Source organism: Parahoeflea alexandrii (assembly GCF_027214025.1).
GTDB lineage: Bacteria > Pseudomonadota > Alphaproteobacteria > Rhizobiales > Rhizobiaceae > Hoeflea > Hoeflea alexandrii_A.
Window position 1 is genome coordinate 717,603 of the sequence record NZ_JAPWHB010000002.1, and the last position, 14,377, is coordinate 731,979.

The window sequence follows — 14,377 nt, forward strand, 5'->3', positions numbered from 1 at the left end:
ACATCCGGCCGCGCGCCGCCTTGCTCTCAGCGCAGCCCCGTGCGGCTTGCATAGAGAGGCCTGAGCAGGATCGGCGTCAGATACATCGGGATCTGGTAGCAGCCGATGAACAGCAGCAGCGGGTCGGTGATGGCGGCGGGAAGGGCGACCAGGAAAAGCGCGATGTTGCGGTTTCCCGCGATGATCGACCAGGCCACCCGCGAGTGCTCATGGCCACGCCCGCCGGTCAGCATGTAGGCGGCGATCTGTAGCGAGAAATTGATCGCGAACGCGGCCGCCAGCGTCAGCCCGACCAATCCCGGCGTTTGCACGATCGCCGGTCCCAGCGCCGACATCAGACCAACCACCAGCACCGCCATCAGCAGCGCCGACACCCCGTCGATCACCCCCAGCGTCTCGATCGAGGGCTGCGGGAAAAACCGTTGCCGGATCACGAAGGCCACCGCCGAGGAGCAGCCGATTAAAAGCAACAGCTTGCCCGACGCCAGCGCGATGGCGCCGAGCGAGCCGAATATCGGCCAGGCCAGAAACACCGGCGCCACCGTCAGCGGCAGCAGCGCCACGCCGGCAATCATCAATCTGAGCGCCGGCGCCGGATCGTGTCCGGTCATGATGGTCAGGTTGGGGCTGCCGGAAATCGAGGGAGCAGCAGCCATCAGCACCATAGCGGTGGCAAGTGTCCCGTCCCAGCCAAGGGTAAGGAAAGCGCCTGCCAGCACCAGCGGCAGCAGCAACTGGTAGAGAGCCACCAGCCGCAACGAGATGTGAATGTCTGCCAGGCTGCCACGCGCCGCCGACGGCCCGATGCGAAGCGCCGCCACCCCCAGCATGCAGGCAACCAGTTCCGGCAACACGCCCCGCACCGTGCCGGCAAGGCCCGGCAACAGGATGCCGGCAACCAGGCCGGCGATCAGGACCAGGCGGCCGTGGCGGGCCGTCGCAATCAGCAGCCGACTGAGAGCGCCCATCAGCTCAGCCCCCGCACGATCAGGATCACCGCCGCGATCCCGGAGATCGCCATCAGCGCCGGGCGGAACCGGCTGTCGAGACGCCCGCCGATGCGGCGTGCAGCCCAGATTCCGACCAGCATCGGCGGCACCATCGCCAGCGCCAGATAGATATCCCCCACATGCGCCCAGCCGCTCAGCGCCAGCCCGGCGAGCGAGGCCGCGCAGCCGAACGCAAAGAACGCCGACAGCGTCGGTCGCGCCTCACCCGGCTTGCGATCCTGGTAGATCAGCGCCAGCGGCGGCGCGCCGACCGAGGTGATGGTGCCCATCAGCCCCGAAAGCCAACCCATCGACATCAGGCTGAAGCCCGAGAACCGCCAACGCCAGCCGCCGAGCGAGAGAATGACGGCAATCCCCACCATGATGCCGAATACCAGCATGAAGGCCTTGCGGTCGACCAGTTGCGACAGCACAAGCGCGCCGCAGGCCACGCCGATCAGCCGCCCGGCGATGCCGATTCCGACTTCCGGCCAGATGATCGAGCCGCGCTCCCGCCAGCCGCCCATGCTGGCCGTCACCATACCGATGATCAGCGTCGGCACCGGCACCAGGTGCGGGTCGATCAGGGCCAGTAGTGGCGCGGCAGTCAAGCCGAATCCCATGCCGAGACCCGCCTGCACGACGCTTGCGGCCGCGACTATGACAAAGACAGCCAGCAGCAGCCAAGGCTGGTCGGAAAGAGGGAAGCCGCCGGATATCACTTAGGGCGCTCCGTTTCTGGAGAGATCCATGAAGCGCATTACCTCGCGGCGGTCTGGCGAATGTTATCGGGCAGCCAGGTTGCAAGATCCGGGAAGGCAATCAGCACGAACACCATCAGCACCATGATCAGGAACATCGGAAAGGCCGCGCGCGAGATAAAACTCATCTCGTGTCCGGTCATGCCCTGGAGCACGAACAGGTTGAAGCCGATCGGTGGGGTGATCTGCGCCATTTCCACCACGACGACGATGAAGATCCCGAACCAGATGATGTCGATCCCGGCCTGGCGGATCATCGGTTCGACCACGGCGATGGTCAGCACCACCGACGAGATTCCGTCGAGGAAGCAGCCGATGATGATGTAGAACACCAGGAGCGCCATCAAGAGCTCGAGCCGGGTGAGTTCGAGCGAGCCGATCCATTCGGCCAGCGCCCGCGGCAATCCGGTAAAGCCCATCGAAAGCGACAGGAACGCCGCCCCCGACAGGATCAGCGCGATCATCGCCGATGTGCGCATGGCCCCCATCAGGCTCTCGATGAAGGTGGTCCAGCTGAGCGATCCCTGCGCGATGGCGAGCAGCATGGCGCCGATCACCCCGATGGCGGCAGCTTCGGTCGCCGTTGCATAGCCCAGATACATCGATCCGATCACCGCCGCGATCAGCAGCAGCACCGGGATCAGGAACCGGGAATTGGCAAGTTTCTCGCCAAACGACATCCGCGGTTCTTCCGCCGGGTTGTAATTGCTCGAGAATTTCGAATAGAGCCCGACATAGGCCATGAACATCAGCGCCAGGATCAGGCCGGGAACAATGCCGGCCATGAACAGCTTGGTGATCGATTCATTGATCGTCACGCCATAGACAATCAGCGTCAGCGACGGCGGGATCATCAGGCCCAGCGTCGCCGCTCCCGCCAGCGTGCCGATCACCATGTGCTCGGGGTAGTCCCTCTTGCGCAGTTCCGGGATCGACATCTTGCCCACGGTGGTCAGCGTCGCCGCCGACGAACCCGAAACAGCGGCGAACACGGTGCAGCCGACCACATTGGTGTGCAGCAGCCCGCCCGGCAGCCGCGCCATCCAGGGCGACAGGCCGCGAAACATGTCCTCCGACAGCCGCGTCCGGAACAGGATCTCCCCCATCCAGATGAACAGCGGCAAGGCGGTCAGCGACCATGACGAGGCCGAGCGCCAGATGATGGTCATCATGGCGTCGCCGGCAGGGCGCAGCGTAAACAGTTCCATTCCCAGCCAGGCGACGCCAAGCAGCGCCAGCCCAACCCAGACCCCGGTCCCCAGCAGCAGGAACAGGACAAAAAGAAAAACGATGATCGGTGCAATCTCAGCCATGGTTCGCCCTACTCCGCATGGCTCTGCTCGACCAGATCAGACCCGATGTTGTCGCGTCTGGTCGCAAGCAGCGTGATCAGATTGTCGGCAAAGCAGACCGCCAGCAGCACCGCGCCGATCGCCATCGGCGTCTGCACAATCCACAGTGGCGTGGCGTCCTGACCCTGGCTCACATCATTGAGCTTTCGCGACCAGTAGACAAGCTTGACGGCATACCAGGCAAGATAGCTCGATGCCGCCGTCCCGATGATCATGCACCAGACTTCGCCCCAGAAACGGTGTCGTCCGAGCGCTGTGAGAAACAGGTTGACGCGGATATGGACGCCGCGGTTGAGCCCGTGGGCAAAGGCCAGGAACGAGGCCGACGCCATCAGGTAGCCGGCATATTCAGAAAGGCCGGGCACCGAGATCCCCATCCAGCGGGTGGTCATCTGCGCAACGATCACCAGCAGGATCGCCAGCAGGCAGAACGCCGCGACATAGCCGGCAAAATCATAGACGGCGTCAAGTGCGCGCCTGACGGGATGTTTGTCGACTGCAGTTGCCATGCCCTGCCCCCAAAACGCGGGCGCCCGCATCCGGGCGCCCGCTGGTTATCTGACCTGGATTACATCGCCTTGTAGGCGTCGACGATGGCCTTGCCCTTGTCGCCGGCGGACTTGATCCACTCCTCGGTCATGATCGCGCCGTAGCCCTGCAGGTCGGACTTGAACTGATCGCTCGGACCGCTGACGGACATGCCGTTTTCGGCAAGCGTCTTGAGATAGCCGCTGGTCAGTTCGCGCGACTTGGCTTCGCCGGCCGCTTCCGCGGTCGCGCCGCAGTCCATGATCGCCTTCTTGCCGGCCGCGTCGAGGCCGTTGTAGGCGTCCTTGTTGACGAACACGGTGTTGCGCGGCAGCCAGGCCTGGACGTCATAGAAATGCGTCAGGCTTTCCCAGACCTTCGAATCCACACCGGTCGATCCCGAAGATATGAAGGATTCCGCCACGCCGGTGGCCAGCGCCTGGCTCAGTTCGGCGGCCTCGATCTGCACCGGCACCATGCCGGCAAGCTCGGCGATCCGTGCGGTCGCCGCGTTGTAGGCGCGGAACTTGACGCCGCTCAAATCAGCTGCCGAATTGACTTCCTTCTTCATGTAAAAACCCTGCGGCGGCCACGGCACGGAATAGACATAGACAAGGTTCTGCTCGTCGAGCGCCGCAGCGACGGTCTCCTTCGCGGCCTTCAGCAATTTGGCGGAATCATCAAACGACGTCGCCAGGAACGGCACAGAATCGTAACCGAAGAGCGGGTTCTCGTTGGCATGAGCCGACAGCAGCCGTTCGCCGATCGGCGCCTGGCCGGTCTGCACTGCGCGCTTGATGTCGTTGCCGCTGAACAGCGACCCGCCCGGGTGGGTCACGATTTCGGTTGCGCCGCCGGTTGCATCAGTCACGCATTTGGCAAAGGCTGCACCGTTCTCGGAATGAAAATTGCTGGCCGGATAGGCCATCGGCATATCCCATTTGTCGGCATGCGCGGCGGTGGCGCCGGTGGCCAGAACGGCAACTGCGCCAAGTAGTTTCACGATCGTCTTCATGGCATTCTCCCTGTTGAAAAGCTCGTTGGCTGGTTGATGCTGCATCTATCCTGATTGAAAACGCGACGGCGCGTAAGGCGACATATCGAAATTCGGAGTTCGTCCGGAAATCATCTGGGCAATCATCCGGCCCGTTTTCGGCCCGCCCGTCAAGCCGACATGGTGATGGCCAAATCCCATGAAGGCGCCGCGCATGACCGGCGACTCCCCGATAACCGGGATCGAATCCGCCGGGGCCGGACGATGCCCCATCCATTCGGTCTTGTGCTTCCAGCTGATGCCGGGAATGGCGGCCCTGATGTTTTTCTCCAGAAGTTGGAGCGGCGCCTTCGACGGCGGCGCGTCCAGTCCGCCGAACTCGACGATGCCTGCAAGCCGCAGCCGGCCGTCCATCGGCGTGGCAACAAATTTGCCCGACGCGATCATCACCGGCGAACGCGGCATGATGCTCGGCTCCCACAATTCCAGATGATAGCCGCGCTCGCTTTCAAGCGGCACCCTGAGACCGAGCTGGCCGGCCAGCGGTCCGGACCATACACCCGCCGCAAGCACCACCGCGTCGCAGGCAACCGTTTCGCCGCCGGCACGTACGCCGCTCACCTTGCCGCCGTCCTCGACAATGGCCTCGGCATGGGTTTCGATCAACCGGCCGCCCGACGCCATCACGTGAGCGCCCAACGCCTTGACATAGGCTCCAGGGTCCGAGATCCGCCCATGATCGCCAAGCCGCACCGCAAAACCCTGCTCGGGTCCGAACGCCGGATCGAAGCTCTTGAACGCAGACCCCTCCAGTTCCTCCCACTTGAAACCGTGCGCCTTGCGGATCGACCAGCCGAAGGCGTCGCCCTCGAAATGCGCGCGGTCGCGGTAGAGAAACAGGTAGTCGTCCGGCTTGACCCAGGCTTCGGCGCCGGTGCCTGCCGAAAGCGCCTGGTGCTCGCCCAGGCTGTCGCCGACCAGCGGCGCCATCGCGGCAGCGATGCGTTTTGTGTCCGTTGCATTGGCATGGCCGAGATACCTGATCAGCCAGGGCGCCAGTTTCGGCAGATAGGACCATTTGAGAAACAGCGGCTGCCCCGGGTCGAGCAGCATGGCGGGCGCCTTGCGCAGCAAGCCCGGCGCGGTCACAGGCACGATCGAGCAGGAGGCCAGCACGCCGCCATTGCCGTAGCTCGCGCCTTCGCCGATCCCCTTGCCGTCGATCAGGATCACCTTGTGCCCGTCGCGCTGCAGCCAGATCGCGGTCGAGACGCCGACGATCCCGGCGCCGATAATGGCGATCGTCTTGCTTTCCGCATTCGCTGCGTCACTCATGCCACCCACTCCGAGACAGGCGCAGCCGCTTCATGCAGGGGTTGGGATATGACGTCGACCAGCGTCGGCCCGTCATGGGCCAGCGCCTGGCGCAGGACTGCCTCCAGTTCACCGGGATTTTCGACCCGCCAGGACTTGACGCCGAACGCGCTTGCCACGGCGGCATGGTCGGTGCGGTTGAAATCGACATTGTAGAAGCGCGCACCAAAGCCGGCATTCTGCCCGGCCTTGATCCAGCCGAAGGTCGCGTTGGAAAACACGATGCAGGTGATCGGCATCCGGTAGCGCACCAGCGTTTCCAGTTCGCCGCAACAGAATCCGAACGAGCCGTCCCCCATCACCGCGACGGTTTTCGCCGCAGGCCGGCCGACATGAGCACCCATCGCGGCTGCGAGCGCGTAGCCGAGCGCGCCGTGAGCCCGGTTGGTGATGAAATTGCGGCCGGCGCGGGGCCAACGATAATGTGCCGAGAAGTATGGACACGGCGTGCCCGGATCGGCCACGACGATGGCGTCGTCGTCGAGCAGCCTGGAAAGCGTCGCCACCACCCTTTCCGGCCGGATCGGGGTCTCGTTGCTCGCTGCCAGCGGAGCGAATTCCGCGAGTTTGGCGTCCCATGCGGCCTTTGCCCGGCGAATGCCGCCCTGCGCGGTCAGACCGGCCTCGGCCTCGAGCGCATCGGCAAGAGCCGCGGTCGCCAGCCGCGCATCGGCGCAGATGGCGACCGCGGTCGGATAATTGGCGCCGATCACCATGGCATCGCTGTCGATGTGAATGATGGTCTTGTCCTTGCCAGGCGACCGCCAGCGCTCGGTGGTCACCGAACCAGCGCGGCAGCCGATGAACAGCACCACGTCGGCCCCGTCGATCACCGCGCGCGTCGCCGGATTGCCGCCGTTGGAGCCAACGACGCCAACTGCCAGCGGATCGGTTTCGGCAAGAGCCCCCTGCCCCGAAACAGTGGTCGCAACCGGCAGCTCGATGAGATCCGCAAGCCGCTTGAGTTCGGCAAAAGCTCCGGCAATGACCGGTCCGCCGCCACAGATCGCCACCGCCGATTTCGCATTCTTCAGGATCTCTACCGCTTCCGCGATAGCGTCCAGATCCGGACCGGCGGGCTCGGACGGGTAGCTGCAATGCCGCTCCTCGGCCCATATCTCCGCGGGATCCGTCTCCGATTTCTGCGTATTGAACGGCAACGCCAGATGCACCGCGCCCGGCCGGCCGGTTGTCATCGCGCGGAACGCCTGCCGCACCATCGCCGGCAACCGCGCCGCGTCATCAAGCGAGGCGTTCCACTTGGTGACCGGACGGAACAGCGCCGTCTGATCGAGCTCCGTCAGTGGATAGCGGCCACGCGAGGTGGTGGCAACGTCGCTGGTGATCGCCAGCACCGGAACCGAGCTCTCGTTGGCTTCGACCACACCGGGCAGCATGTAAGTCGCCCCGCCTCCGGACGGACCTTCACAGACGCCGGGCTTTCCGGTGACACGGGCATAGCCGTCCGCCATATAGGCGGCATGGCGCTCGTCGCGGGTGAGAAAATGCCTGATCCCGTGGTCCTGACGCGCCAGCACGTCATAAAGCGGCAGGCTGGTATCGCCGCAAAGACCGAACACATCGGTTACCTTGTAGGCCTTGAGCATCCGGATCAGGGCTTCGGCGCCAACCATCTGGTTTGTTGTCTCTTGCACCAACGCCTGCCTTACGCTTGACCGCCCCGAAGCGCGCATCTTGTGAAGCCGGCGAAGCTGTGTCAACAGATTCCCTCGAGCCCTCAAAATCTATCGGTTTGATTTAGCGAAAGGAATGCAGCTTGAGCGCGAAGGTCAAAGGCGGGAAGTCGATTTACGGCGCATCGGTCGGGATCCTCATGCTGGACGCCCAGTTCCCGCGCATTCCCGGCGACATGGGCAATGCCACCACCTGGCCGTTCCCTGTGCTCTACCGCGTGGTCCGGAACGCCACCCCCGATCTCGTCGTCCGCAAGGGTGCCACCGGAACTCTCGACGCCTTCATTGAGGCCGGCCGCGACCTGGTACGCGACGGCGCAGACGGCATCACCACCAATTGCGGTTTCCTCTCCCTGTTCCAGGCGGAACTCTCGGACGCCCTGCGGGTGCCGGTGGCGACCTCGTCGCTGATGCAGGTTGACCTGGTCAACCGCCTGCTGCCGCCGGGCAAGAAGGCCGGCATCCTGACCATTTCGGCCTCGACGCTGACACCCCGGCATCTCGCCGCGGCCGGCGTCCCCGAATCCACGCCGGTCGGCTCCACCGAGGGCGGGCGCGAGTTCACACGTGCAATCCTCGGCAACGAACTCGAGCTCGATGTCGACCTGGCCCGCCAGGACAACATCGAGGCCGCATTGGCGTTGTGCGCGAGCCATCCCGACATCGGCGCACTCGTGCTCGAGTGCACCAACATGGTCCCCTATGCCGCCGACATCCGTGCCGCAACCGGTCTGCCGGTGTTCTCAATCGAGACCTTCGTCAGCTGGTTCCAGTCGAGCCTGGTGCCGCGCCGCTACTGATGGAAGCCGCCGTCTTGTGCGGGCGCTTCAGGTCCCGATCAGCAAGTACGCAATAGTCTAATCCCGGGCCATCCGATTTGATTTCTGCCGTAGTGCGGCGCGGCCAAAGTGATTCTCCGGCAAGCCCATGTAAAAATGCCGCGCCGCATCCTAAAGTCTAACGAGAAGGCAAATACTCTATGTCGCGATGGACGATTGAGCTGTCGTGAACGCGCCCTGCAGAAATTTCCGAAAGGCGGTTAAAACAGCGGCAGGTTCCCATGGAGGGATCTAAATCGGGACGGACCAGGCGAGATTCGATACATTTAAAGGCCTTTGCGGCCCCACCGGAGCCAGTTTCCGAACGCCTGCCGCCAACGCGCCTCAGGCCATGGCCGGCAATGGATTGCATGAATATACAATAGTCTAATGGCATCCGAACGCCGGTCATGTTTGTCTTGAGACTGCTATTCGCGTAGCTATGGTGGCAAGACTGGGAGGTCTTGTCCGTTCCACTCCAGGGAGGATTTTCATGACTAAGTTCCAGATCAATCGTCGTTCGCTGATCAAGTCAGGCGCCGCCATCGGCGCCGGCCTTGCGCTGCCAACGATCTTTACCAGCTCGGCCCGTGCGTATTTGAACGAGCCGAAGGGCGGCACCGTCACGCTCGGCTTCAACGTTCCGCAGACCGGCCCCTATGCTGACGAGGGCCTGGATGAATTGCGCGCCCAGGAGCTGGCTGTCCAGCACCTGAACGGCGAAGGCGACGGCGGCATGCTCAACACCTTCTCGTCGAAGGCTCTGAAGGGCAACGGCATTTTGGGCAAAAAAGTCCAGTTCGTCTCGGGCGACACACAGACCAAGTCTGACGCGGCACGTGCATCGGCCAAGTCGATGATCGAAAAAGACGGCGCCATCATGATCAACGGCGGATCGTCCTCGGGTGTGGCCGTGGCCGTGCAGGGTCTCTGCCAGGAAGCCGGCGTGATCTTCATGGCCGGCCTGACCCACTCCAACGACACCACCGGCAAGGACAAGAAGCGCAACGGTTTCCGTCACTTCTTCAACGCCTACATGTCGGGCGCTGCTCTCGCTCCTGTGCTGGCAAAGGCTTACGGTACCGATCGCCGCGCCTACCACCTGACCGCAGACTACACTTGGGGCTGGACGCAGCAGGAATCGATCGCGACCGCGACCGAAGCCATGGGCTGGGAAACCGTCAACAACGTGCTCACGCCGCTGGCTTCGACCGACTTCTCGTCCTACATCGCTCCGGTCCTCAACTCCGGCGCCGACGTGCTGATCCTGAACCACTACGGCGGCAACATGGTCAACTCGCTGACCAACGCGGTGCAGTTCGGCCTGCGCGACAAGATGGTCAACGGCAAGCAGTTCGAGATCATCGTTCCGCTCTACTCCGAACTGATGGCGGCCGGTGCGGGCGCCAACGTGCGCGGGGTGTATGGTTCGATGAACTGGAACTGGCAGCTGCAGGACGAAGGCTCCAAGGCCTTCGTGAAGTCCTTCGGCGAAAAGTACGGCCGCCCGCCTTCGAACTCCGCGCACACCTGCTACGTCCAGACGCTGCTTTATGCGGATGCCTGCGAGCGGGCCGGAACCTTTGATCCCTGCGGCGTCGTTGACGCACTCGAAGGCTTCGAGTTCGACGGCATGGGCAACGGTCCGACCCTCTACCGTGCCGACGACCACCAGTGCTTCAAGGACGTGCTGGTCATGAAGGGCACCGACAACCCGACCAACGAATACGACACGCTGGAAATTGTCGAAGTGACGCCGCGTGCGCAGGTCGAATATGCTCCGGATCACCCGATGTTTGCCGGTGGCGATCTCGGCGCGTGCAACTCGGGCGCATAAGCCACTCCACAAGTTTGCCGCGCCGCCTCATGGCGGCGCGGCTTTCTACTTGAATTGGGACTAGAGCCGTCGCGCCCCTCGCGCGCGGTTTTATCGATGCGGGCTTCACTATGGACGCAATCATTCTCCAGATTCTGAACGGTCTCGACAAAGGCAGCGCCTATGCCCTGATCGCGCTCGGACTGACACTCATTTTCGGCACCCTGGGCGTGGTCAACTTCGCCCACGGTGCCCTGTTCATGCTCGGCTCCTTCTGTGCCGTCACGCTTCAGAAAATCCTGTCGCTGTCCTTCACGGTGGAAGATCCGACCCAGAAGGACTTCCTGGGCAACCCCCTGAAAGTCGATACGCCCTACATCGTCAGCTGGTTTGGCGATGCGACCGGCAACGCTATTCTCAATTGGTCGGTCCCACTGGCCATATTGTTCGCCATACCCGTCATGCTGCTGGTCGGCTATGTGATGGAACGCGGCCTGATCAAGCATTTCTACAAGCGCCCCCATGCCGATCAGATCCTCGTCACCTTCGGCCTGGCCATCGTCATTCAGGAAATCGTCAAGTATTTCTACGGCGCCAACCCGATCCCGACACCGGCTCCGGACATGTTCCGCGGCTCTCTTGATTTCGGCGTGCTCATCGGCTTCGCCCAGAACGAGATCATCTATCCGTATTGGCGGCTTGTGTACTTCCTGTTCTCGGCAGTCATTATCAGCGCGGTCTTCGCCTTCCTGCGCTTCACCACATTCGGCATGGTGGTTCGGGCCGGCATGGCCGACCGCGAGACCGTCGGCCTGCTCGGCATCAACATCGACAAGCGCTTCACCATCATGTTCGGCATCGCGGCCGCCGTGGCTGGCCTTGCCGGCGTCATGTACGCACCGATCAACTCGCCGAACTACCACATGGGCATGGACTTCCTGGTGCTGTCCTTCGTCGTGGTTGTCGTCGGCGGCATGGGTTCGCTGCCGGGCGCTGTCCTGGCCGGTTTCCTGCTCGGCATTCTCGAAAGCTTCGCCTCGATGAACGAGGTCAAGTCGATCATCCCGGGCATCGACCAAATCATCATCTATTTTGTTGCAATCATCATCCTTTTGACCCGCCCGCGCGGTCTTATGGGTCGCAAAGGCGTGATGGAGGAATAATCCATGCTGGGTCTGAGTAAGAAAGACACTACCTTTCTCCTCGTCGTTATTTTTCTGACGTTGGCGACACCGATTCTGCTTCAGCCGTTCCCCGAAAGCTCGGCGCTGGCGCAGTTCAACGCCGGGTATCCGGATCTGATGCAGCGTTTCGCGATCTTCGGAATTTTCGCGATCGGCTTCAACATCCTCTTCGGCCTGACCGGCTACCTTTCCTTCGGCCATGCCGCCTTCCTGGGTGTCGGATCCTACTCCGTCGTCTGGATGTACAAGCTGCTGAACTACAACGTGGTGCCGGGCCTTGTCCTTGCCATCATCATGTCCGGTCTGTTTGCCCTCTTCATCGGCTACATCTCGCTGCGCCGCTCGGGGATCTACTTCTCGATCCTCACCTTGGCATTCGCGCAGATGTCGTTCAACCTAGCCTACTCGGTGCTGACACCGCTGACCAATGGCGAAACCGGCCTGCAGGTCTACAACAACGACCCGCAGGTGCTGATGAGCGAAGGCAGCCCGACCTCGCCACACTTCTTCGGCATCGTCATGAACGAAGCCACGAAGGTGGATGTCGGCGGTTGGCAGTTCACGTTCAGCAACGGTTATTACTTCTGCGCCATCATCGCCATCATTGTGTTCTATCTGTCGCTGCGGATCTTCCGTTCGCCATTCGGCATCATGCTGCGGGCGATCAAGACCAACCAGACCCGGATGAACTACACCGGCCTCAATCCCCGTCCCTACACGCTTGCAGCCTTTGTGATCTCCGGAATGTACGCGGGTCTTGCCGGCGGATTGCTAGCCGCGATGGATCCGCTCGCCGGCGCCGAGCGCATGCAGTGGACGGCCTCGGGCGAAGTGGTGCTGATGACCATCCTCGGCGGTGCGGGCACGCTCATGGGTCCGGTGCTTGGCGCGGGGTTCATCAAGTACTTCGAAAACATCTTCTCCAAGATCAACGACAACATCCTGCACAGCTGGTTCTCGGCACTTCCCGATGGGCTGGAAGACTTCGTTGTCTTCGTCTTCCATCCCTTCATCGGCAAGGGCTGGAACCTGACGCTCGGTCTGCTGTTCATGCTGGTCGTCATCTTCCTGCCCGGTGGCCTGATCGAGGGCGGAACCCGGATCTGGAACGCGATTACCGGCAAGAACCGGAAGAAGAAGCGCGAAGATGCCGCGCATCACCCCAAGCCCACCAGCCACGTCAACTGATCCGCGGAGATATCAGATATGGGAATTCTTGAAGTCTCTAATGTCAACAAGCGGTTTGGTGGCCTGCAGGCGCTTGGCAATGTCAATCTCGACATTGCCAAGGGCACCGTCCACGCGATCATCGGCCCCAACGGCGCCGGCAAGTCGACGCTTCTCAACTGCCTCATCGGCAAGCTGATCCCGGATACCGGTACCGTAATGTTCAACGGCATTTCGGTGCTGGGTCGCAAGCCATACGAGATCAATCAGCTGGGCATCTCGCGGGTTTTCCAGACCCCGGAAATTTTCGGAAACCTTACGGTTTTCGAAAACATGCTGATCCCCTGCTTCGCCAAGCGCGACGGCTCTTTCCGCATGCATGCGCTGGAATCGATAGCCGCCGAGAGGGATATCATCGAGAAAGCCGAGCACATGCTGGCCGAGGTCAACATGTCCGACAAGCGGCACATGACGGCAAGCTCGCTGTCGCGTGGCGACAAGCGGCGCCTTGAGATGGCGATGTGCCTGGTGCAGGAACCCAAGCTGCTTCTGCTCGATGAACCGACGGCAGGCATGGCGCGGGCCGATACCAACAACACCATCGACCTGCTCAACCAGATCCATGACAGTCGCGAGATCACCATGGTGATCATCGAGCACGACATGCACGTCGTCTTCTCGCTCGCCAAGCGCATCACGGTGCTGGCACAGGGCACGCCGCTGGTCGAGGACACCCCCGACAACATCAAGGGACATCCGAAAGTCAAGGAAGCCTATCTGGGAGAGGCCGCAGCATGAGCCAGCTCGAACTCGACAGGGGCGTTGCAAACAACGACCGCCCCGATTTCTCGAAAAACGCCAACCATGCCGCAACCGCGCCGGCTTTTCTCGCGGTGCACGACATCCACGCCTATTACGGCGAGAGCTACATCGTGCAGGGCGTCAGCTTCAACGTCCATGAGGGCGAGATTCTCGCCCTGCTCGGCCGCAACGGCGCCGGCAAGACCTCGACGCTGCGCGCCATCGCCCAGATCGGCTCGCCGATGATGACCCACGGCGAGGTCTGGCTGGACCACCAGCCGCTGCACCGGATGAGCTCGCACGAGGCGTCCCGCGCCGGCCTGTCGCTGGTTCCAGAAGACCGCCGCATCATTCCCGGACTGACGGTCGAGGAGAACATCCAACTGGCCCAGATCGCGCCGCCGATCGGCTGGTCGATCGAGCGGATTTATGAGCTGTTTCCACGCCTCGGCGAACGCCGCAAGCAGGAAGGGGTGACCCTGTCGGGCGGCGAGCAGCAAATGCTGTCGATCGGCCGTGCACTCGCCCGCGACATCAAGGTGCTCCTCCTCGACGAGCCTTACGAAGGTCTCGCGCCCGTCATCGTCGACGAGATCGAAAAGACGCTGAACATCATCAAGCAGCAGGGCATCACCACGATCCTGGTCGAGCAGAACGCCGTCCGCGCCCTGAAACTCGCCGATCGTGCGGTGATCCTGGAATCGGGCGGAGTCGTGTACGACGGCACCGCCAAGGAAGTGCTGGAGAACGAGCAGCTGCGCCACGATTACCTGGCGATCTGACAGGCACCAAATCCGGTGGTTCAGACCGGGCGCTGCCGATGTGATCCTTCGGACAACAACCAAATCGCGCCTTCCGGGCGCGATTTGTTTCCGCGGAGTCCGGCGGCGAGCCCGCCC

Annotated in this window: 13 protein-coding genes; 6 read left to right on the plus strand and 7 right to left on the minus strand. The window is 62.6% G+C overall.

All coding sequences use genetic code 11. From position 1 onward, the window contains the following. Positions 1-26: 26 nt before the first annotated feature. Genes O4H62_RS09625 through O4H62_RS09655 form a run of 7 tightly spaced genes read right to left on the minus strand, consistent with a single transcriptional unit; the run spans position 27 to position 7,653 of the window. The gene (locus O4H62_RS09625) at positions 27-968 is read right to left on the minus strand and encodes a hypothetical protein (RefSeq protein ID WP_269387297.1); all 942 of its coding nucleotides are present in this window, start codon (positions 966-968) and stop codon (positions 27-29) included. Then, a complete protein-coding gene (locus O4H62_RS09630; protein ID WP_269387299.1) occupies positions 968-1,711 on the minus strand; it encodes a sulfite exporter TauE/SafE family protein in 744 nt (247 codons plus the stop codon). Before O4H62_RS09630 ends, O4H62_RS09625 begins: the two co-directional genes overlap by 1 nt. A gap of 38 nt (positions 1,712-1,749) precedes the next feature. Further along, the gene (locus tag O4H62_RS09635; RefSeq protein WP_269387301.1) at positions 1,750-3,063 is read right to left on the minus strand and encodes a TRAP transporter large permease; all 1,314 of its coding nucleotides are present in this window, start codon (positions 3,061-3,063) and stop codon (positions 1,750-1,752) included. An 8-nt stretch (positions 3,064-3,071) separates the two neighbouring features. After that, positions 3,072-3,611, minus strand: a complete 540-nt coding sequence (locus tag O4H62_RS09640) for a TRAP transporter small permease (protein WP_269387303.1) — start codon at positions 3,609-3,611, stop codon at positions 3,072-3,074. Between the two features lie 59 nt (positions 3,612-3,670). Continuing rightward, positions 3,671-4,645 carry a TRAP transporter substrate-binding protein gene (locus tag O4H62_RS09645; RefSeq protein WP_269387304.1) on the minus strand — a complete coding sequence of 325 codons (975 nt, stop codon included), beginning with the start codon at positions 4,643-4,645 and terminating at the stop codon, positions 3,671-3,673. Positions 4,646-4,690: 45 nt separating this feature from the next. After that, on the minus strand, positions 4,691-5,959 hold the full coding sequence (locus O4H62_RS09650; protein ID WP_269387306.1) for an NAD(P)/FAD-dependent oxidoreductase: 1,269 nt from the start codon (positions 5,957-5,959) through the stop codon (positions 4,691-4,693). After that, positions 5,956-7,653, minus strand: coding sequence for a thiamine pyrophosphate-binding protein (locus O4H62_RS09655; protein ID WP_269387308.1), 1,698 nt, complete (start codon positions 7,651-7,653; stop codon positions 5,956-5,958). Before O4H62_RS09655 ends, O4H62_RS09650 begins: the two co-directional genes overlap by 4 nt. 122 nt (positions 7,654-7,775) lie before the next feature. Here O4H62_RS09655 and O4H62_RS09660 point away from each other — a divergent pair, with 122 nt between their 5' ends. From O4H62_RS09660 to O4H62_RS09685, 6 genes are all read left to right on the plus strand, one after another. After that, positions 7,776-8,492 (plus strand): aspartate/glutamate racemase family protein, encoded by a 717-nt coding sequence (locus O4H62_RS09660; RefSeq protein ID WP_269387309.1) that lies wholly within the window; start codon positions 7,776-7,778, stop codon positions 8,490-8,492. A gap of 511 nt (positions 8,493-9,003) precedes the next feature. Then, the gene (locus O4H62_RS09665; protein ID WP_269387310.1) at positions 9,004-10,347 is read left to right on the plus strand and encodes a substrate-binding protein; all 1,344 of its coding nucleotides are present in this window, start codon (positions 9,004-9,006) and stop codon (positions 10,345-10,347) included. Between the two features lie 110 nt (positions 10,348-10,457). Further along, a complete protein-coding gene (locus O4H62_RS09670; RefSeq protein WP_269387312.1) occupies positions 10,458-11,489 on the plus strand; it encodes a branched-chain amino acid ABC transporter permease in 1,032 nt (343 codons plus the stop codon). Positions 11,490-11,492: 3 nt separating this feature from the next. Further along, positions 11,493-12,698 carry a branched-chain amino acid ABC transporter permease gene (locus O4H62_RS09675; protein ID WP_269387313.1) on the plus strand — a complete coding sequence of 402 codons (1,206 nt, stop codon included), beginning with the start codon at positions 11,493-11,495 and terminating at the stop codon, positions 12,696-12,698. Between the two features lie 18 nt (positions 12,699-12,716). Further along, a complete protein-coding gene (locus tag O4H62_RS09680) occupies positions 12,717-13,475 on the plus strand; it encodes an ABC transporter ATP-binding protein (RefSeq protein WP_269387315.1) in 759 nt (252 codons plus the stop codon). Then, positions 13,472-14,260 (plus strand): ABC transporter ATP-binding protein, encoded by a 789-nt coding sequence (locus O4H62_RS09685; RefSeq protein WP_269387317.1) that lies wholly within the window; start codon positions 13,472-13,474, stop codon positions 14,258-14,260. Before O4H62_RS09680 ends, O4H62_RS09685 begins: the two co-directional genes overlap by 4 nt. Positions 14,261-14,377: the final 117 nt, after the last annotated feature.